This is a genomic window from Mucilaginibacter sp. (assembly GCF_025362475.1).
In the GTDB taxonomy this organism is placed as follows: Bacteria; Bacteroidota; Bacteroidia; order Sphingobacteriales; family Sphingobacteriaceae; genus Mucilaginibacter.
In genome coordinates this window covers 160,276-180,429 of record NZ_JANYGH010000002.1, presented here as the reverse complement: position 1 = coordinate 180,429, position 20,154 = coordinate 160,276, and the positions used below count along the sequence as shown (strand labels likewise).

Genomic DNA, 20,154 nt, shown 5'->3' with positions numbered 1-20,154 from the left:
CTCTAATTGATCAGCAATAAATTTAGTGAGGTAATTGCCATAATCCGCCCGGTCTTTCCCTTGTTGTTCCTCCTCGAAAATGCGTTGCCCTATTTGCCAATACATTAATGTACGCTCATGGTCAACCAACCTAATCGCCTTATCTTTAGCATCATAAATAATGGCTTGAATATCAGCTATGACAGATTGGTTAATAAGCATTGTAGAAAGAATTATGGTTCAATCGCAAAACTACAAAATTAGAGGACGTATTAAAGAAAGATGAATCTTAACTGAAATCATGGCTGATCAAATCAATTAGAAAAGGAATGGTTTGCTTCCTAAATTTGAAACAGGCTAAAGTTTCTACCTAATCCTGAACAATTTAATCGCATCTTACATGATTTCACAAATGATCATAAAGGGTTTATTGTTTGGAAAGACTTGTTAGAAGAAAAACTATATTGATCCAGCCCTTTTGCATCCATCACCGCATGTATATCATCATAAAAGGTCGAACCTTTGCCGCTCGACCTACTTAAGGAAACACTATATCATTGGTGTTTCCTTTTTTTATGCCAATAAAATTCTGTGATCCAAACTGTTACGACCTCATCATTTTTAGTTCGAACTTTGCTGACAAATCCTTAGACTTTTATTCAATGTGGTCTAAAAAGGAAACTGAAAGTTGCTTTTTAGCTGTTTTCTCAAGGTTCGAATTCTCCTTAAGGTTAGGCGCATTTTGATTAGCTACCTGAGAAGATATACGAAGCCAGGGTAACCAAAGAGCGTAAGCTGATCGGGGTTCTGGCGCAGCGGCTGTTCATGAGCGCCGGGATAAAAAGCGACTAACAGCAACTTGCCAAACGGCCCAGGAGCCATCAGGCGTCCGTAGTGAGTCCCGCCAGTTTTTGGCGGTCATTGATCCTGATCTGCTTACCAGTCACGATAACGATATTTTCTTTTATAAGGTCCATGATCACCCGGAAAACTGTTTCGTAGGTCGAGGCGGCGAAGGCCGCGAGATCATGCCTCGAAAGGGTAAGGTTAATGTAGCCACCTGTATCTTTTCCAAACTGTTCTTCTAATGATAGCAAGGCCTGCGCCACGCGCCCTTTGACTGGCATATGTGCCAGGTCACGCATTTTCCGTTCGGAAACATCCAGTTCCTCTGCAAAAAGTACCATGAGTTTATAACTTAGGTCGCTATTGGTTTTCAGCGAAGCTTCGAAGAACTTGATATCCACAAAACAAACTATCAGCGATTCTACAGCAGTAGCGGAAACGCCGTAAACCATTTTGCTGCCCAGTCCCCGGTGCCCTAGTATAGACCCATCTGCGGCAAACTTGATGATCAGTTCTTTGTCATCGCCCCATTTCTTATGAACTTTTGCCGCGCCGGAATAAACAAAATAAATGCCTGTTACCGGTTGCCCTTCGCTAAATATCACCTCGCCTTTTTTGAATTTCAGGTTTTGTTTATGGAGGTTGATGGTCTCGCGCCATTCCGGAACGGTATTACTACACAAAAAACATTTTTCGAGGTTACATCCTTTCTGGGGCTTGTTCATGGACTTTCGTTTAAATATTCAGTTGGTAATAATAGTATATGTTGTCAAAAGAAAAAAGCCACCCTGACTTTCGCGAACAAGGGGGTACCTGGTGTAAAACTCATCTGATCGACCGGTGCAGCTTCTCCTCTCAAGCGGCTCACCTGTTCAACGGCATATTCGTTCCATTTTTTGTTCAGCAGATTTTCTACAGTTAAACCGAACTCGTAGCGTTTTTTGCTGTAGTTGATCTTCAGGTCAGTTACGAAGTAGCCGTCTGCGGTTAGGGTATTCGTGTTATTTCCGGGGCGGTCGTGCATATAGCGGTAGCTCAACCCGCCGTTGATCCCGTTATTTAATCTAAAATCCAGCCCCCCGGTGCTGGTCAACGTGGGCGCGAGCGCGAGGTAGCCGGTGCTTTTTGTACTGTCGGCGTATCTTGGACGGGCCATATTGACGTTCAGGTCGGCAAAAAGCCATTTGGTCAGCTGGTAGCGGGCAGAGAGATCAATGCCAGAACGTTTGGTTTTACCACCTGGCACAATGTCACCATCGTCGGTGTAAACAAATTCCTGAGACAGGTACAGGTACCACACCGCTGCGTTGATGAATAAGCGCGGCATTGGCTTCCAGTTCAGCCCCAGGTCCAACCCATATGCTGACGGGATAGTTTCCAGCCCGTTATTGGCGATGATAGCGTTATTGGAATGAAATCCTTTACCCGCTTTCAGATAAAATTGAATTTGTTCATTGGCTGTATACTGGACATTCAGTTTTGGACTTACCGCGAAACTGTTTTTTGTGGAATCATGGTAATTGAATTTAAAGTAGTCCAGCCGTGCACCAGCATTGAACTGCCATTTACCACTTTCCAATGTTTCATCCAGGTAGATAGCCGTGTTATTTTGTCGGATATCGCCCCGGGTGATGTTATCCAGGAATTGGTATTGTTTGGTTACGTGGTCATAAACGGTGCCATAGGTGCGGTCAAAGCGACCGGTCAATCCAATAATAGAAGTCAGGAGGTTATTCTCCCAGTATTTGCGTTTACTGAGTTTGCCGTTATAACCGAACATATCCCGAGTTTCCGCTTGCTGTCGCTCGTCGCCGTTAACACTGTCTGCCGCAAAAAAAGTGGAGTTCACATGCAATGAAAATGTGTAATGGGTGTAGTATAGCTGATTTTCCATGGACCAGTCGTTTTTTAAACCAGTGGTTAAGCGGGCAATGGCGTTCACCCTTGTTGAGCGGCCTCCCTGGGCGCTGTCGATGGCGGCAAACCTGTCGATGGTTACAGGAGCGGCCTGGATTCTGATCGCGTTTCCCTGTTCGTCCAACGCAACCGTATTAGCCGCAACTACCCGTTCAGGGATTTCCCCGGAAGCGATCCAACTGGTGCTGAAGGTAGAAGCGCTTAAGGTTAATTTATTGTTTGCTCCTATTTTTTGAGTGTACTTTCCGAACAGATTAGTGCGTTTATAATGTTCCGGCAGCTTAAAAGCGCCATCGGTATAATTATATTCCCCGGCTATATAGGCTGTTGTTCCGCTTTGAGCGGCTTGCTTCCCTAATAGATCGACCAGTGCCGCGATGCGGAAGGTATGGAACTGCCCGCCCTCCAGGCTGATCATGCTCCTGTCAATCGCGTCTTTGGTGGTATAACTTAAATAACCTGCCGTTGCCAGATCGCCATAAGCGGAATAATAAGGACCCTTGCCAAAGTCAAAATTCTTCACCGTTTCAGGGATCAGAAAGTGCAGGTCGGCATAACCCTGCCCGTGGATGTGGGAAACCATATTGACCGGCATACCATCGACCGAAACATTCAGGTCGGTGCCATGATCCGCATCGAAGCCCCGTACAAAGATTTGTTCCGCTTTGCCGCCGCCCATATGCTGGGCGATGAACAAGCCGGGAACCAGACGCATCAGGTCCTGTGAAGAATTGACCGGGCGCACCCGCAGATCTAAAGTACTCAGGGTATGAAAAGGACTGCACATCAGTGAAGGGGCGATCATCACCTCTTTCAGGTCAACCTGCCCGTTATCCATTACAATGCTCACCGGCATAGCTGAACTGTGCGCCGGGAAAACTTTTGTCGTGTAACCAATATAAGTAATTGTCAAAGTGGCCGTGTCAGATGGAAGCGAAAGCTGAAAGTCCCCTGTTTTACTGGTGCAGCACAATTTGCCATTGGCGCGAATACAGGCGCATTCCAGTGGCTGTTTGGTGGTATTATCGGCGATATGGCCTTTATAAATGTATTGTGCGTTTGCCCATTGCACCGCTAAAACGGTGACTATCATAAGCAACGCCATTTTTTTTAGCGTATTCATTGGAATATATATTGAGTAAAACCGCTTGCGGTTTGCTGATCGTTGAAAATTATTCTTTAGGTCGGAAGAAACGATCCGTGCATAAATTATCCATTGGAGGTGCCAAAAGGCTCCTCCTTGATGGTTAGACTTAATTAAAGATCAACTCAATTGGGGCGGGCGGAATATGGAGTGAAAAGTACCTCGAAGTTTACCGTAATTTCCTACGGACGGGAACGGGCTTTCGATACCCACGCGCCATAAGGTGCTGTTGTGAAAGAAATTGTTGACAAAATAACCATCCTGGAACAGGTTTTTTTGCGCCTGGCTTTCGGCATTGTTTTGTTTGTCCTCCGCTTGCTTTATCTTTTTCATCAGGTAACATTTACCGTTGCAATGCAGTAAAGGTTTATCGCGATTTTCGCACAGTTTGGCGGTGATATAGCTTTGGTTCAATTTGAACCCGGCATAAACGAACAGCCGCGAGTAGTTAACGGTGAGCACCGAGAAAATTAAAAGCCATGCCGTTAACTGCTTTAACATTTTTATATCTTAAAATATTGGTTGAATATATTTAAGCGTTTTTTTACTTCACCGATGTGAATTTTGGCCGATGCTGCGTTAGTTGCCTGGTTAAGCTGGGCAACTTGTTCCATCAAAGGTTCCAGCCATTTATGCAGGGCCAGGTGATCCGGGCCTTTCATCCGGCATTCTTTGATCATTTGATCGATACCCGCCTGTAACCTGGTGCCTGCCTGGTGATAATCAGCTAACGTATTGCCGTTGACTTTTTTGACGATCTGCCGGAGACGGGCAACATTATTACCGGTAGCTTGGTCGATCTTCCATTTGGTGCCGTTGTTAAGCACTAATTCCTCAGAAGTTTTTTCATGCTGATAGCGGATCGTTGCATGAAGTGCAGAAAAAGCGAGTGCAAGCACAATAACAGTGATTGATTTTTTCATTATAGGTCTTTCTTTTTGAATATTTTAAGTGCAAAAAATAATGGTACAATGATCCAGATCATTTGCATCAACAGGGAAAATACAATTCCGATACCGCTTCCAAAAAACTGCTGGTAAAGCGCGCCCGTATAGCCCATTAACGCGGAAATATCAAGTTGCAGCAGGATCAGGATACGGGCAAGGTCTATTGGGTTTAATGCCGTTAAAACGATCATCGCTTTTTCCAGGGGATAATCGGCAAAAAGCGTAAGGAATAATAAAACAAGCCCATCAAATATGATCGAGAAATAGAACCAAAGCATTAGGGCAAGTCCAATACCCTTGGCTTTATCGCGGGTGATGGTCGATGTCAGGAAAGCCAGCGAAATAAAGCTGAGTGTCAGCAGGCAGCCGGAGATCATCAGTGTGATGCCGGTGGCAGAAAAAGCGAACAGGCAAACGGGAATACATACGCCAATAAAAAAGGCAAGCAAGATCGAACTGCTGATCCCGATGAATTTCCCCAGTAAAATATTTCGCCTGCTGATGGGCTGCGATACCAGCATTTCGGTGAATTCGGCCGCATTAAAGTAATAAGTGGTCGCATAAACGATGCTCACCAGCGGAACGATGATCAGGATAACCGTCGTAATGCTTACCAGACCTTTGGTTACGTCCGCATCTGACAAGAAAATGGTCAGGCTGATCGCCAGCAATAAAAGTGTATACGCCAGCAATACCTTGCTGCGTACAATATCAAGGATGATATATTTCGCGATCTTTAGCATGATGGTGAACTCAATATTTGTGTTAAGGCCTTACTTAGTTTCTGCTCGCCGGTCTCCAGTTTCAGGTCCGTTAAAGTTTTATAAAATTTGATCTGGCCTTCAAAAAGGTAGAGGATATGATCAGATATCTCATCGGCTTCGCTCAGAATATGGGAGGTTACCATGATCAGTTTGCCTTTAGATTTTTCTTCCAGTATTTTTTCTTTCAGCGCTTCGGCGGCGAGCGGGTCAAGGCCGGCAGATGGTTCATCGAGGATCAGCACATCAGGGTTAAACATAAATGCCAGCGCAGCGCTTACTTTTTGTAACGTGCCACCGGATAAAGTGCGCATGGTTTTTTGATACATACTCTCCAGTTGGTAAGCTTTGAGCAGTTCTGTGTCCACCGCGTCCTGTTGCCGGATATCCATAACCATTTTAAAAAGCTGACCGATCTTCATGTTATCGGGGTAATGCCCTATTTGGGGCATATAACCGATGTTTCTTTTATAATCAAAGGTGTTCAGAATAGACTTGCCTTGAAACAAGATCTCTCCGCCATCTGGTATAACCATCCCGAGGATGGATTTGATCAGCGTAGTTTTCCCCGAGGCATTTGGACCCAGGATGGATACCACCCCGCCGCTGGTAAAATCGCAGCTCACATTTTTGAGTACTTCCAGCCGCCCAAATGATTTTTTAAGTCCCTTGACCGCTATTATCTTTTCCATAGTTTCATTCTTGGTTTTTCGTCTTTAACAGATTCGGGCGTAATGGAAGGAATGGCGCGTTCTACCTTGTCGATCAGGTTGACGATGAAACTTCGCATCAGCATGACGCTTTGCGGGTTCTGTTCGATAATCTGCGCGTACAGGCTTATCGGGCGGTACGGGATATCACCGGTACCATCCTTGTTCAGGTCATAGCCTTCGTATTTGTCCCAATAGTTGTCGTTGAAATAGATCTCTTTTAAAGTACCGTTGGTGGTAACGTCAAAAGAATTTCCTTTATAGTTATTTTGGGTAAAATGGTCCTTGTTACAGCTGGCCAGTACCCGCATGGCCCAGCCATTGGAAATAAAATCGTTATGGGTTACCGTGATGCGGTCGGAGTTTTCCATATAGATACCGGTGGTGTTCCGGATAAAATGATTGCCTTCGATCCGCGCATCGGTGATCTCTTTGAGTAATACGCCATAGATAGAGCTACCCCAGTTTTCAATGAACGTGTTATCCAGCATGGCAATGCGCCGGGTGTACATGACGGAAACACCTGATCCATTGTTTTTAAAGGTATTTTGCCGATAGGTATCATCGTCAGAGAACATGAAATGCAGCCCGTAACGGATATTCTTTTCACTGAAATTATTCTCGATCAGACATTTTTTAGCGAACTCGAAATAGATACCATCCCGGTGACGGGTCACGTAATTTCCGTTGAGCAGTACTTCCTTACATTTCCATAAATGGATGCCATTCCCGGAGTTCTCAATGTTGTTGGAGCCGGTAACATGATTATGCAGTACCTGGATGTGTTTACAGTTGGATAAATAAATTCCGAAAAAATTATTGACGAGCGTGTTGTTGCTGATGGTCACAAATTCCACATTACTTAAGCGGATGCCTGCAAAATCACGCATGGAGCCCGTTTTTGAATTTTGGATGATAAAACCGTCCAGTTTAACATGACCGGAAGTGATCGTCAGCACTTCTTCCTGGTAACGGGCATCCAGGATCGGTTGGTTCTGCCCTAAAATGGTCAGTTCTTTATCTACTATAGTATTCAGTGAAATATAGGTCCCTTTTTCAACGCGTATGGTATCGCCATTTTTAGCGAGGTTTACCGCCTGTTTGAGCGTTACCACCTTTGTTCCGGGCGCCACGATGATCGTATGTGCCCATAACGGAAGCGGCATCGCCAACAACAAACCTATTTTAACGATCAGCGATCTCATCATTTGTCTTTACTTAATAGCAGTGACCAGTCATACACCTGTGCCGACCTGTCCTTTTTTGCGGCTTCTGCCGCTGGCCGGGAAAGAAAAGCCGCCAAATTCCCACCCATAGGTGAGGACAGCGAACTATCCCGGAGGAAAAAGGATTTCCGGGCATCGGTAAATTGTCCGGGTTTGCTAAAATCATTGACTAAAAAAACACTCTTCGAGTCGCCGGCAATGGCAGGGTTTTCGCTTATAAAATTACCCATGCATTCAACTGCATCAAACTTGAATACTTTGCCTTTCGCGGTGATAAGCTCAGCAGCGAAACGCTTATCCATGATCGTCATTTTACAATGCGCACAGGCATCTTTACCATAGCGGATGGGATCGGGCGCGTTGCTGCAAGCCGTCAAAAAATAACACAGCACCATTGTAATGATGTTTAACCTTTTCATTTGATCTTGTTTGGAGAAATTTTCGGTTTATAAAAAAGTGCGGTTGCGGCTAGTAACCCGCCTAATCCTACCAGGATCCCGCCGGTATCAGGTAAAGAACCAGCAGTAAAATTGAGCAGTTGCTTATAGCCAAAAAGCGGCGGCTGGTAATTCATCCCCTCTACTTTGATAGCGGCATGTGGATTGAGTTTGTGTCCGTAGCTATATTCCCACATGTAAAAGTCACTAAAGCCAACGCAGGCGAACAGGCACAAACCAATAAACCAGGTCCATAAAAGTTTGCGGCTTTTGGCGATGGCGGCGGCGAGACCGATGAGCGTCAATACCCCAAATACATAGGGGAGTATCTTAAATTCTTTAAAATCGGCTACAGAAATAAATTTCATTCCGATATAATGGTTCAGACCGTTGATCTGATCGATACTACCCGACAGTCCGTTCAGCCAGATCTTCATTTCCAGGCCTTCGGGGTATTGGGGAGCGTCCAGTAAAATATGCCATAACGGAAAAAAATAAGCGCTCAGCATCAGCAGGCCGCTGATGAAGATCAACACTCTTGTATGGGTTTTCATGGTCGGGGAATTATCCAAAGCGTATAGTGTTTTCAAACGCCATACGCTTTGATTTATAATTATTGAGTTACCGGATTTTCGCCGATAGAGAATTTAATGGGTACATTGGAGCCTGCCGGTGACACCCTAAAGTAGCCCTGCATTTCCTGGTGAAGTGCTGAACAAAAGTCAGTGCAATAAAAGGGTACAATACCCGCTAATCCTGGAGTCCATTTTAGGGTACAGGTTTCACCCGGCATGACCAATAATTCTGCGTTATTCGCACCTTTGATCGCGAAGCCGTGCGGTACGTCCCAATCCTGTTCCAGGTTAGTTACATGGACATAAACTTCGTCCCCGATCTTAATGCCATCAATGTTATCAGGTGCAAGGTGTGAACGGATAGCTGTCATGTAAACATCCACCCGGTTGCCGTTTCGTACTACTTTAGTGTCTTTTTCAGACTTGGTTACATAGGCGTTTTTATTGTCTTCCAGTTTGAAGAATTTGATTTGGTTTTTCAGCACCTTTTCTGCCGGGATCATTTGCGCGTAATGCGGCTCACCGATGGTTGGGAAATCCAGCAAAAGCTTCATTTTATTACCGGTAATATCAATTAGCTGGCAAGCCTGGGCAAGTTCCGGACCTGTTGGCAGGTACCTGTCCTTGGTGATCTTGTTCAGTGAAAGCAGGTATTTGCCAAATGGTTTTTTAGAGTCGCCGCCGACAATGGATAAATGGCCGGGTGAATAATAAGAAGGTATCCGGTCTATAATTTCCAGGTTGTCCACTTTCCATTTAACCACCTCTGAAGAAACGAACATGGTCGTATAGGCGAAGCCTTTATCATCAAACTCGGTATGCAGGGGGCCCAAACCCGGCTTTTTAACTTCACCGCGAAGGACGGCTTCGTATTTCAATACCGGGATATTACCGGCTACCATACCGTCATATTGTTTTTTATCGATAGCGTCCAGCATTTTCTGATAAGAGAAAACCGGGATCACAGCCGCCAGTTTGCCACTTGCAACAATACTTAAACCGTCAGGGCTTACATCTACACCATGCGGAGATTTCGGGCAGGGCATGTAATAAACAAGGCCTGGAAATTTAGTGACATCAATGGTCTGTGTCTCTGTTTCAATGACAGAGGTAGCCGTGTGGTTTTTTTCATTATATATATTGTGCGCATATTTTGCAGGCGTTTTAGTTCCCTTACCGGCGGCGATCAATTCCTCTGCTTTTTTCCAGTTCACGGCCATTATAAAGTCCTTATCACGCTGGCTGGCATTCACCTCTAATAGGGTATGCGCCTGTTCGGTATTATAGCAGGTAAAAAAGATCCAGTCATGTGACGGGCCTTTACCGGCATGTGCGAGATCATAATTAAAGGCGGGAACTATCAGCTGAAAAGCCAGGTTCATTGCTCCATTGTCTTTATTTACTTTAACAAATGATACAGCACCTTTGAAGGTCTGTTTAAAGCTGCTGATCGGATTGTCGATTTTATTGTTATCAAGCGGCTCACTGAAACGGGTATTGCCGACAACGTATTCGGTATTCTCCGTACAAAACGGGGACGCGTGATTTCCGCCGATGTTCGGCAATTCTAAAATTTCTGCTGTTTTAAAGGTTGTCAGGTTAATACGAGCGATACGCGGCGTATTATTTCCGTTAATAAATAACCAGCGGCCATCGTCCTCGCCATTGGTTTTTGAAAGCTCCGGGTGGTGCGAATCATCCCAGGGCACAAAGCCGTGTGAAGTATTCAGCATCGGTTTGGTTTCTTCCGAATAACCGTAGCCGTTCTCAGGATTTTGGGAAAATACAGGGATCACTTTTAACAAGCGTCCGGAAGGAATACCGTAGGCAGCTACCTGACCGCTAAACCCGCCGGATAGAAAAGCATATACTTCATCATATTTACCTGGTGCCACATATACTTTTTGCGCGGCATCGGCATCGACTGATGAGCCGGCTTTTCCGGGTTTACAGCCATAAATGGTACTGCCCGCTAACAAAACCAGGGCCGCTACCAATAATTTATAAGGTGAAAATTTCATAATCCGTAAAAGTTTAAATGTTATTTGCTGTCGTTTTTTCTAAAGTATTCCAATATCTGGCGGGTTTCTTCATCTGTTACATTCTGGAAGGTCATTTGGGTCAGGTGTTTTGCCAATAATGCCTGGCCAACCGGATCTTTTGCTTCCATTTCAACTGGGTTGGTGATCTGGTTCATGATCCATTCCGGGGTGCGTCTTTTGGTAACATCCTTCAAGCCCGGGCCAACCACTTTCTGGTCGGTCAATTTATGACAGGCAGCGCATTTCGCGTTAAACACGACAAGCCCTTTATCCGCCATTGCGGGGTCAATGGCAGTCAGTTTCACATCCGTGAATTTGCCGACACCCTTGCTGTCGCTTTTTGCAGCCGGGTCAATATCCGCGCTTGCTGCTGGCGTAGAGGCCGATGTATTGTCTGCCTCCGTGGCTCCGTTTGACGGACCGCAGGCATATAAAAAGGTCAAACCTGACACGAGCGTAGCAATAAGTAAGGTTTTTAAATTTTTCATTTTTCTTGTGTTTTAATTTTTGATAAAACTATCAGTAAACAAGCAGGGTGGACGTGATGTCCGACAGCTTATAATATGATTTAAATCATATTATAAGCTGTATTTGATTTGTTTATGCTTATTTTATCTACTTTAAATCATATTAATAAAAGATATAAATGTCTTTTATTAAATCAAATTTTTTTACTTCAGAAAGTATTTATGCTTATGGAACTCTTCCACCAGTTCGGTAACCGGCTTCTTGCTGAACTCGGCCATTAACATATCCCGGATCGGTTTGACCTGTTCATGCATCGGGCATGGCTGTGTTTGCGAACACTTCTCTAAACCCAGCACACAAGAGGTGAAAAGATCGTTGCCATCAATGGCCCGTACAATGTCGATCAGGAAAAGGTCCTGCCCGTTTTCAACATAAAAACCACCGGTCGGCCCTTTCGCGGACAAAAGAATCTTCTTATGGACCAGGGTTTGCAATATCTTGCCTGTAAAATGCATGGGCGAACCAATTGCTCCAGCAACTTCGATGATCCCCGTCTTTTCATTCTTCCTGCTTTTAAGGGCGACATAAACCGTCGCCCTAATGGCGTATTCACATGATTTGGATAGTATCATTTTTTGTGCTGTTGATTTTACAACCCTTATATATAATTATCCGTTAAGATAATTCCTTTTCGAGCTGAATGGCTTTAGGAAACAGGATATTGCTTTCCAGGTGCACGTGACGGTGCAGGTCGTTTTCATATTCTTCCAGTTTCTTGAATAGTATAGTATAAGAACTGCAGGCGTCTATCGGCAATTGATAGTTCGAAGTAATGGTCCTTATAGTTTCAAAATCGCCACCTACCTGCTCGTGTTCGGAATCCATCATCTGTATCGGTACGGAGATCTTTCCGAAGTTTGCTGAAGGCAGCAATCCACCTGTATGGTAAACCTGTGCCAGTTCCTTAATAAAAGGAAATAGTATTTTTTCCTCTTTGACCATGTGCAGGATAAGGTCATTGCCGATCCGTTCGAATAAATGGGCTACCTGGATAAGTTCAGGATGTCTTTCGCCATGGACGCGGGCTACTTTTTGCGCTATCTCCAGGATGAAAGCTGTATTCTCGCGTACATAACGGTGGTGAGTATTGATAATATAATCACTCAGGAAGCCCAGATCCCAGTTTTGAAAATCGTTTTCGCTGGTCGTGGTGGCTTCACCTTTAACGGCTTCGAGCTGACGCACCACTTCTTCGGGACTAATCCCTTTTTTCTCACAAACTTCAGCTATGGTTTTTTTACCACCACAGCAAAAGTCTATACCTAAGTTTTTAAAGACTTGCGCTTTACGGTAATCTTTTGCCACGATCTCACCAATGGTCTCGGTGTTTTCTGCTTCGGTCTTTTTGCCGATTTTCACCTGCCATACTTCCGGCCCGCTTTCCAGATAATCCCAAAAAAATACCTGACCTCTTTCAGCCAGGAGCTGATAATACAAAGGTTTAGGATCATGGTCATTGTAAATAATAAAAGCTTCGTCTGCTAACAGCGAATCGAACTTGTCAAAAATCTTTGGATGTTTAAACCGTGGTTCGATCACGGTCACGTCCAAAATGTCTAATACTTCCATTTTCTAAATTGTTAAATAATAAAAGACAAATATATCTTTTATTATTTATCAAAAAGTGATTGTCGTCACGTCTGGCCTTTATACGTTGCTTTTTGTCTTAAACAACAATAAAATACCGACAGGAAGAAAGGAAAGGCAAAGTAAAAATAACAGGGACTGGTAAGATGGGATTGTGATGGAAAATAACGCTAACAAGGATTGTATAAAGAGCAGGCAGAGGTATGCTACCACCAGCAAGATATAAAGGGTGTTTACTATGGAAACTGATTTACAGCGGACAATCAGGCTTTTCCTTAAAAACTGACCGATCAACAGGGGCATGATTATTCCCAGGGTAAGCAAATGGATGTAACCAATAATCAGGTTGCGGTTGAGGAAGGTCCAGTCGCCAACGGCAGGAACACATACCAGGAGTTGAAAAACGCATTTGAAAGTAAGGCCTATGAAAGCCGCCCGTTCTATAAACGACAAATTGCGCCATTGACTTCTAAAATTAAAACACAGTACAAGCCAACTGACCAAGTTTAAGCCAGCACTGATACAGGCCAGAATCCAGACAATATTACCTTGCTTGCTCCATAAGGTGAAAATAAAAAAGAGAGGTACCGTAGAAAAGATAAAAAGATACAGCCATAGCCTTGATCGCCTTCCTAATGGCTTAATTGGCAAGGCAGCAGCCAGTAGTCCCAAAACAGCGAGTAACATAAACCCGTTCATTTGTAAATGCAGGTAGAAGTAGATCGCGTCCTGGTAGTACGGTGTGTTTTTAAGCCCCAATGCAGCCAGCGGGCCTAAGGTGAATGGCCCCAACGCAGAAAGACATAATAAGATCAGGCTACCCCGGAGGAGGACATAAGCCGTTTCGCTCACACGGTTTTTTAATAAATTTCCATGAAATACGAGGTACGTAAAACGAAAAGTTACACCTACAAAAAGTGTTGAAAAACTAATGGAAACAAGTTTATAGCCTTGCCAGGAAAAACTGGCCAGCATACCATAAGCGCTGACGAGCGTTAGTAAAAGGACAATTGTGAAACCGGAACCGATTTTGCCGTCACCGCATAATAATGCGATCAGCAAGGCAATTGAAAAAAACATCCAGCCTGAGAAAGCGAAATGCGAGTGTGCGTGCAGGATGAACTGGTAATCAAGTCCGGGAATGTGGTAAAGCTGTATATAACGCAGCATTATGCCGAAGATGCTCAAAACAATAAAATTAACGATCGCCCAGCGGGGGTAATTAAGGGTGAAAAAGCGTTTCATTAAATGCGTAACAACCGTTTACCTTCATCAGATATATTATTATATGACCAAACCGGTTCCAAAACAAGGTCGATGTTAGTCGTATAACCTTCATAATGGCCTTCGATACAGTTTTTAACCGCAGATACAATGCTTTCACCCATTGGGCAATACGAAGAGGACAAGGTCATCTGAACCTGAATCTGTTTTTTAGGGCTGTCTATTTCTATGCCGTAAACCAGCCCAAGGTCGATAATGTTGATGTGCAGTTCCGGATCCATCACCAGGCGGAGCGTTTCTATGATTTGTTCTTTAAAAAAGGAATTGGGGTCGGTAATATCAAAGCTTGCCATAAGTTTTCGTTTTATGAAAAAGTACAATAAAGATGTTGGATAGGTAAAGCATCGCGGTAATCATTAGCGCGGCTACCCCGACGTAGATCAGCGGCATGAACAATAAATAACAGCCAGGCATAAAGGTCACACAAAAGATCAGGTAGGAAACTGTTTGTGCCTTTAGCAGGTTATTTGAAAAAAGGTCCGCGGGCATCGGCGTTTTGAATTTGCCTGTTAGATGCTCGTAGTGTTTTACCCAAACAATGAAGGGCAGAGTCTTGAAAGTTTGCCCCAGTATTAACGCGGTGATCCAGCCCATCAACATGAATTCACCATAGATCATGGAAAACCGGATTGTCACCGGGTTGTTTCTGAGATAGAAGTAGATGATGAATGGAACGGTTAGCGTTGCTATCTTTAACAGAATAAACGACAGGAAACTGTTCATCATCGGCAGGTCGATATGTTTTCTTAACCGCGACCGCAGGCATTTTAAAATGAAGATAAAATAGCAGGTTAATCCGGCGGTACCTATCGCGAATATCAGATAGGTACGTAGACTGAGCCCGAATAGATAGGAATCTACCAGGAAGTACAGCAGCGCGCCGACGATCAGGTAATAACTGTAGGTAAGCAATTTGGTGCTTTGATACGAAGATACCAGAAACATGGGTACCAGTTTGGAACTCACGCCGATCAGCATCAGCAGGAACCATCCGATCAACCCCATATGCGCGTGCAATTTCAGAAAATGCAGATGATCCTGCGGAAATATGGACAGCGTAAAATTAAAGACCAAAGCCGCGCCTAATGCAATGGTCAGGCAAAGACAGATACAGGCGCTAAAGATAAAATCCTCTTGGATGGTCTGCTGCTTTTTCTTTTTAGCAGTCAGATATACATTAACCGTAAACAGGACAACCGCCAAAAGCAATAAAATAGCCCCGCATTGCATGTGGATACCCGGCACAAATACCCAAAATGAATAGACAAGTGCAATTAACCCTGGCATAAAGAGCGCAAAGCTTATCCACGCGAGCCTTTCGCTGTACAGTTCCGTTTCCAGTACAACAGGGATCAACTGATAAGATGCCCCGAGGATGATCATTGTTCCCCAGCCGAGCGCGGCCATATGGGTGATAGCAAGGATCTGCGGATGGAAATAGTGCCCGGTAAAAGCTTTCACGGAGCACAGCATCATCACAGAAAGTGCCGAAAAACAAAACGCGGCAGTCACATAATGGGTTACCACGATTTTATAAAGGCCAGGGTTCTGCTTTATCCCACTCATTTTTTATAGATCAGCATCTTGATATCAGCCGGGCCGATCGTTTTAAAGACATAGGTCAATTCCTGTTTCTCCAGTTCAGGGAGCAGGTATACCGGCATCTTTTTGTGATGTACAAATAAGGCGTTACCTGCCACAAGGTTCGGCGTTTGCTCCAGGATGGCCAGCATGGGTTTTGGCATCTCCAACTGGCGAACATCAAGAAAAATAATTCGGTGTTCGTCAAATCTTTTCAGCAGCTGGTCGAATTGGTCATTATCAGCTGTCGGGACTGTTAAAGGAATGGTTGCCGTTTCTTCCGTGGTCGGTATTGCTTTGCTAAGATAAGTTACGACCACGTTTGGCTCCGGGTGTTCCATACGGAAAGAAAAACCTTTGTCCGCCAGCAAATGGATCAATGGCAGCGGCTCGAAGGTATTGATAAGTTTTAATCCCTGACCGTCTTCAAGTTTCTTAATACAGGCTAATATTTCTTTTAGAGGATCTTTATCCCGGGCCAGTATAGGGCGCACATCAAGTTCGAGATAATCCAACGGCTCCTGGAAAGAAGCACTCGGCACGGATATATTATTTTCAACGCAAGTATCAGTGGTTACTTTGAATCCGATCTGCTTCATGCTCCACATAAAATCAGCGATCTCGGTTTTTGATATTTTGCAGGCATCGGCAATGCTAACCCTTTTGACCAATAAATTCCGTAGTAATGGATTTTTAAGTCTTGAAAATTTTTTATTCAAGCCGACCAGCGTCTTGATCACCAGGTCTCGGTCGACTTCGAGCAGTTGACTGATCTTTGTTTGCGAATTTATTGCGAGTTCCATAACGCAAAAATGAACACACTTTGATCTATATTATATGATTTAAATCATATAATTGTGTGACAATAGCGATGTATGTAGTAGATTTATATATTTAGTTGGAATTATTTATGAGAATAAATAATCAGCCGAAAATAACAGCCTTTCGAGAAAATTAATAACACAGAACGATAGTCGATCAATCGTGGCTGACAAAGGCTCTTTACCCGAAGCGAATTGTAAAGAATGAAGAATTAATCCTATAAACTATTTGCGTTTTCAATTAATGTTCGAGCGCTTACAATTGCCTCTATATCATGATGAAAGTTAGAATTTTTGCCGCTTCCCCTACTTAAGGAAACACCACTTCGTGGTTGTTTCCTTTTTTTATGCCAATAAAATTCTGTGATCCAAACCGTTACGACCTGGTCATTTTTAGTTCGAAATTTACTGACGAAGTCTTTAGCCTTTTATTCCATATAGTCTAAAAAGCGCGTTGAAAAGTGTTTCCACGCCATTTTTTCAAGGTTCGAATTTCCCTTAAGGTACCTCTCGAACCATTTCAACTAATAAATCAAAATTCAGCTATTCTTCATTTCGGTTATAACACCGTCCGATTCGGTTATGATCACGCTTTTGTAACATCGCAAATTTGTATCACACAAAAGGAAAGCAACATGAAAACTATTTTGATCACCGGCGCATCGGCCGGATTAGGCAAAGCAACCGCCAAATTATTCCAGGCTAAGGGATGGAACGTCATTGCCACGATGCGGTCACCGGAAAAAGAAACAGAACTCAATCAATTAACCAACTTAACGCTGTTGCCGCTGGATATCACTAATAGCGAACAGATAGTAAAAACCGTGCAGGCTGCATTGGAGTCTGGTGATATTGATGTAGTATTTAATAACGCGGGCTACGGTTTGATCGGGCCGGTCGAATCGCATACCGAAGAACAGATCCGCGCGCAATTCGACACGAATTTCTTTGGTAACCTGGCAGTTATCAGGGCATTTATCCCTTATTTTCGTCAGCGTAATAAAGGATTATTTATTAATACCACTTCGCTTTGCGGTTTGGTTTCCAATCCGCAATCGGCGATCTACAACGCTTCAAAATGGGCCATGCAAGGCCTGGCGGAAAGCCTGTCCTATGATCTGGCCCAATTTAATATCGGTATCAAGAACGTAGCACCGGGCGGCATTAAAAGTGATTTTATGAAAGCCATGCAGGTAACTGAGGATAAGGCCTATGAAGCTACGGTGGCCAAAATGACCGAAGGTTTTCAAGATGGAACGTTGATGGAATTTACGGACGCTGAAAAGATTGCCGAGGTGGTTTATCAGGCAGCTACGGATGAAAAAGACCAGCTAACTTACCCGGCCGGGAATGACGCGGTGCGTCTTTATGCCAAACGCCTGGCTGAAGGCCCTGAAGCTTACCGTATCGGTTTGACAAAATACCTTAACTTGCAGAGACCATACCCACAAGCATGAAAAGTGTAAGTAAACAACCCGTTGTATTCACTTCGATCTCGGAACTGCACCGGGCGTTGGGTTTACCCAAACCCCTGCATCCGCTGATCAGTCTGGTAGATTACAGTAATATTACGGTGGATACAGTCGAACTGGAAAAAGGAATGCTGTTCAATTTCTATAAGATCTCCTACAAGAAGAATTTTAGCGGCAAAGTAAAATACGGCCAAAACCATTATGATTTTGATGAGGGCGGCTTATCCTTTATCTCACCGAACCAGGTGATCACTGCATTGGAAGGAGAAGCTGATTACGGGGGCTACACCTTGCTGATACACCCTGACTTTATCAGGTCGTACCCTTTGGGGAAAAGCATCAAAAACTATGGTTTTTTTTCCTACGCAGTCAGTGAAGCTTTATACTTATCAGAGAAAGAGAAGCAAGTCATCGTCGCTCTGTTCAGGAACATCGAAATGGAACTTGACTCGGCAATCGACCAGATCAGCCAGGACGTACTGATATCACAGGTGGAATTATTACTGAACTATAGTAAACGCTATTATAACCGGCAATTCATTACCCGTAAAACAGCCAGCAGTGATCTGATGGTTCGTTTTGAAAGTTTACTCGCTGATTATTTTGACACCGGTAAGCCCTTAACGAATGGCTTGCCGGCGGTTGATGAACTAGCGGCAGCACTAAATGTGTCAGCACATTATCTGAGCGACATGCTTCGTTCGCTGACCGGCCAAAACACGCAGCAGCATATCCATGCTAAACTGGTCGAAAAAGCAAAAGAATTGTTAAGCGCAAGTGAATTAAGCGTTGCTGAGATCGCCTACCAATTAGGCTTCGAACACCCGCAATCCTTTAACCGCTTGTTCAAAAGCAAAACCAAATTTTCACCGCTTGCTTTCAGGCAGTCTTTAAATTAAAAAGCTTTTTATGAAACATTCCGAACTTGAGCAGATCGCTCAACAATTCATAGCTGCGGCCAACCGCTTTGACACCCAGGCTGTCCTTAACCTTTTCGCTGCGGACGCAGTGATCGAAGATGTTTCCGTGGGTGATAAATTCGAGCATACAGCGGGGATCAAAAATTACTTTGTGACCTTTTTCATCGGTTATCACACGTCAACCCAATTGCTGTCATTGGAATATTCCGGACCAGATAATGTTTTGGTCAAAGTGGATTTTACCGGGGATTTCGGCCATGAGACCGGAGGCCTGGATATTCGTGTCAATGAAGCGGGACTTATTGAACATATTGATGCTTATTTAGATTAGTCATATTGTAACTATCAGTATGAAAAACACCTTACAGCTCATCGCTGTAAGGTGTATTTGTTTAAGGTAATTGCATGCTATTGTTCCAGATCAATCACTTCAACATCAGTCAATGAAGAAAGAAGGTCCTGCCCATAGACAGATCCCGGCGATTGAAAGCCTGCTTTGTACCCGCCCTTAAGTACACGGGATGCAACCTCTATCGCGGAAGTGACCGTTGGCATGTACCCAGAAGGCATTTTCGCCAAAGATCTGACCATCTTTCCGTCTGCGCCGGTGATCTCAGCAACGATCATACTTACCCTTTCAGCTATATCCGCGCTCAATTCACCATTTTGGATCTTTACGGTTTCGGGATCGGGTGTATTTGCGGGCAGGGCCATCTGAAAATATTCTTCGATATTGGGAATGCCGGTCGATCTGTAGCATAAAACGACACCGCCAAGAGGGGTCGGAAAGCAATCTTCCGGTCCGTCGCCAAAATCAAAAGCAGCAGAGGGCGCTTCTATCAGCTTTTCGATCTTGCCATCTTTACGCACCAAATATCCGGCATTGATAATATTGGCACTGCTGGCGATGGAGCCGGGTGTAAAACCTCCCGAATATTTGAAGGCCACGCGTAGTTTCACCGGTTCATTTACTCTTTTGGCTGTGTGCATTACCAGCGGGTCGTAAGTTGCAAAAAGTCCTGCTCCTGAAAGTATCATTATATCCGCGACTTTAGCCTTCTCATCCTTTGTTTCAGCAAGACGGTAAATATCCACTTCTGCGGTGATGTCTATATAATGCACGTTGAACGTGATACAAGCTTCCATGGCCAGTTCAGCCGTTTCGCTAAACGGACCTGCAATATTCAGCAAAGCGGTTTTACCTGCGAGTGCCGCCCCCCATCCGCCATGATCATTAACCGGAAATACATGATAAGAGACATTGAGCTCACCCGCCAATACGGCCAGCTTATCCTTACTTCGTCCCACTGTTGTCCGGTAAACGAATTTTTTGAAAAAAAGTAAGGGGTAGCTAAAAGCCACCCCTTTTGTGTTGAT

General features: G+C 44.2%; 22 protein-coding genes. 3 read left to right on the top strand and 19 right to left on the bottom strand.

The window, feature by feature from the left end; translation table 11 throughout:
- The 18 genes from Q0R88_RS01745 to Q0R88_RS01660 form a co-directional block, all read right to left on the bottom strand.
- On the bottom strand, positions 1-201 hold a 201-nt coding region (locus Q0R88_RS01745), incomplete at its 3' end, for a DUF1016 N-terminal domain-containing protein (RefSeq protein ID WP_295711572.1).
- 659 nt (positions 202-860) lie between these two features.
- Positions 861-1,550, bottom strand: a complete 690-nt coding sequence (locus Q0R88_RS01740) for a Crp/Fnr family transcriptional regulator (RefSeq protein ID WP_295711571.1) — start codon at positions 1,548-1,550, stop codon at positions 861-863.
- 44 nt (positions 1,551-1,594) lie between these two features.
- A complete protein-coding gene (locus Q0R88_RS01735; protein WP_295711569.1) occupies positions 1,595-3,865 on the bottom strand; it encodes a TonB-dependent receptor in 2,271 nt (756 codons plus the stop codon).
- Between the two features lie 141 nt (positions 3,866-4,006).
- Complete coding sequence (locus tag Q0R88_RS01730; protein ID WP_295711567.1) at positions 4,007-4,387, bottom strand: hypothetical protein; 381 nt, start codon at positions 4,385-4,387, stop codon at positions 4,007-4,009.
- A gap of 2 nt (positions 4,388-4,389) precedes the next feature.
- A complete protein-coding gene (locus Q0R88_RS01725; protein ID WP_295711565.1) occupies positions 4,390-4,809 on the bottom strand; it encodes a hypothetical protein in 420 nt (139 codons plus the stop codon).
- On the bottom strand, positions 4,809-5,576 hold the full coding sequence (locus Q0R88_RS01720) for an ABC transporter permease subunit (RefSeq protein ID WP_295711562.1): 768 nt from the start codon (positions 5,574-5,576) through the stop codon (positions 4,809-4,811). The genes Q0R88_RS01725 and Q0R88_RS01720 overlap by 1 nt, the downstream gene beginning before the upstream one ends.
- On the bottom strand, positions 5,570-6,286 hold the full coding sequence (locus Q0R88_RS01715) for an ABC transporter ATP-binding protein (protein WP_295711561.1): 717 nt from the start codon (positions 6,284-6,286) through the stop codon (positions 5,570-5,572). Before Q0R88_RS01715 ends, Q0R88_RS01720 begins: the two co-directional genes overlap by 7 nt.
- Positions 6,274-7,512, bottom strand: a complete 1,239-nt coding sequence (locus Q0R88_RS01710; RefSeq protein ID WP_295711559.1) for a nitrous oxide reductase family maturation protein NosD — start codon at positions 7,510-7,512, stop codon at positions 6,274-6,276. The genes Q0R88_RS01715 and Q0R88_RS01710 overlap by 13 nt, the downstream gene beginning before the upstream one ends.
- Entirely contained in the window at positions 7,509-7,949 is a 441-nt protein-coding gene (locus Q0R88_RS01705) for a nitrous oxide reductase accessory protein NosL (RefSeq protein WP_295711557.1), read from the bottom strand. The genes Q0R88_RS01710 and Q0R88_RS01705 overlap by 4 nt, the downstream gene beginning before the upstream one ends.
- A complete protein-coding gene (locus tag Q0R88_RS01700) occupies positions 7,946-8,521 on the bottom strand; it encodes a hypothetical protein (protein ID WP_295711555.1) in 576 nt (191 codons plus the stop codon). The genes Q0R88_RS01705 and Q0R88_RS01700 overlap by 4 nt, the downstream gene beginning before the upstream one ends.
- Before the next feature lie 59 nt (positions 8,522-8,580).
- Complete coding sequence (nosZ, locus tag Q0R88_RS01695) at positions 8,581-10,563, bottom strand: Sec-dependent nitrous-oxide reductase (RefSeq protein ID WP_295711553.1); 1,983 nt, start codon at positions 10,561-10,563, stop codon at positions 8,581-8,583.
- Positions 10,564-10,583: 20 nt separating this feature from the next.
- On the bottom strand, positions 10,584-11,072 hold the full coding sequence (locus Q0R88_RS01690; RefSeq protein WP_295711550.1) for a cytochrome c: 489 nt from the start codon (positions 11,070-11,072) through the stop codon (positions 10,584-10,586).
- 183 nt (positions 11,073-11,255) lie between these two features.
- A complete protein-coding gene (locus Q0R88_RS01685; protein WP_295711548.1) occupies positions 11,256-11,684 on the bottom strand; it encodes an Rrf2 family transcriptional regulator in 429 nt (142 codons plus the stop codon).
- Positions 11,685-11,727: 43 nt separating this feature from the next.
- Complete coding sequence (gene ric / locus Q0R88_RS01680; protein ID WP_295711546.1) at positions 11,728-12,681, bottom strand: iron-sulfur cluster repair di-iron protein; 954 nt, start codon at positions 12,679-12,681, stop codon at positions 11,728-11,730.
- Positions 12,682-12,759: 78 nt separating this feature from the next.
- Positions 12,760-13,944, bottom strand: coding sequence for a hypothetical protein (locus tag Q0R88_RS01675; RefSeq protein ID WP_295711544.1), 1,185 nt, complete (start codon positions 13,942-13,944; stop codon positions 12,760-12,762).
- Positions 13,944-14,276, bottom strand: a complete 333-nt coding sequence (locus tag Q0R88_RS01670; RefSeq protein WP_295711542.1) for a metal-sulfur cluster assembly factor — start codon at positions 14,274-14,276, stop codon at positions 13,944-13,946. The genes Q0R88_RS01675 and Q0R88_RS01670 overlap by 1 nt, the downstream gene beginning before the upstream one ends.
- Positions 14,263-15,549: a cytochrome C oxidase subunit I gene (locus Q0R88_RS01665; RefSeq protein ID WP_295711541.1), complete on the bottom strand. Its 1,287-nt coding sequence runs from the start codon at positions 15,547-15,549 to the stop codon at positions 14,263-14,265. Before Q0R88_RS01665 ends, Q0R88_RS01670 begins: the two co-directional genes overlap by 14 nt.
- A complete protein-coding gene (locus Q0R88_RS01660) occupies positions 15,546-16,367 on the bottom strand; it encodes a DUF2249 domain-containing protein (protein ID WP_295711539.1) in 822 nt (273 codons plus the stop codon). The genes Q0R88_RS01665 and Q0R88_RS01660 overlap by 4 nt, the downstream gene beginning before the upstream one ends.
- A gap of 653 nt (positions 16,368-17,020) precedes the next feature.
- On the opposite strand from Q0R88_RS01660, the gene Q0R88_RS01655 reads away from it, so the two are divergent.
- From Q0R88_RS01655 to Q0R88_RS01645, 3 genes are read left to right on the top strand one after another with little or no spacing between them, the layout of a single operon-like run.
- Complete coding sequence (locus Q0R88_RS01655; RefSeq protein ID WP_295711537.1) at positions 17,021-17,842, top strand: SDR family oxidoreductase; 822 nt, start codon at positions 17,021-17,023, stop codon at positions 17,840-17,842.
- Positions 17,839-18,756, top strand: coding sequence for an AraC family transcriptional regulator (locus Q0R88_RS01650; RefSeq protein WP_295711535.1), 918 nt, complete (start codon positions 17,839-17,841; stop codon positions 18,754-18,756). Before Q0R88_RS01655 ends, Q0R88_RS01650 begins: the two co-directional genes overlap by 4 nt.
- Before the next feature lie 10 nt (positions 18,757-18,766).
- Positions 18,767-19,108: a nuclear transport factor 2 family protein gene (locus Q0R88_RS01645; protein WP_295711534.1), complete on the top strand. Its 342-nt coding sequence runs from the start codon at positions 18,767-18,769 to the stop codon at positions 19,106-19,108.
- 77 nt (positions 19,109-19,185) lie between these two features.
- Here the strand turns inward: Q0R88_RS01645 and Q0R88_RS01640 are convergent, their stop codons facing one another.
- Entirely contained in the window at positions 19,186-20,139 is a 954-nt protein-coding gene (locus Q0R88_RS01640; RefSeq protein ID WP_295711531.1) for a hypothetical protein, read from the bottom strand.
- Between the last annotated feature and the right edge of the window lie 15 nt (positions 20,140-20,154).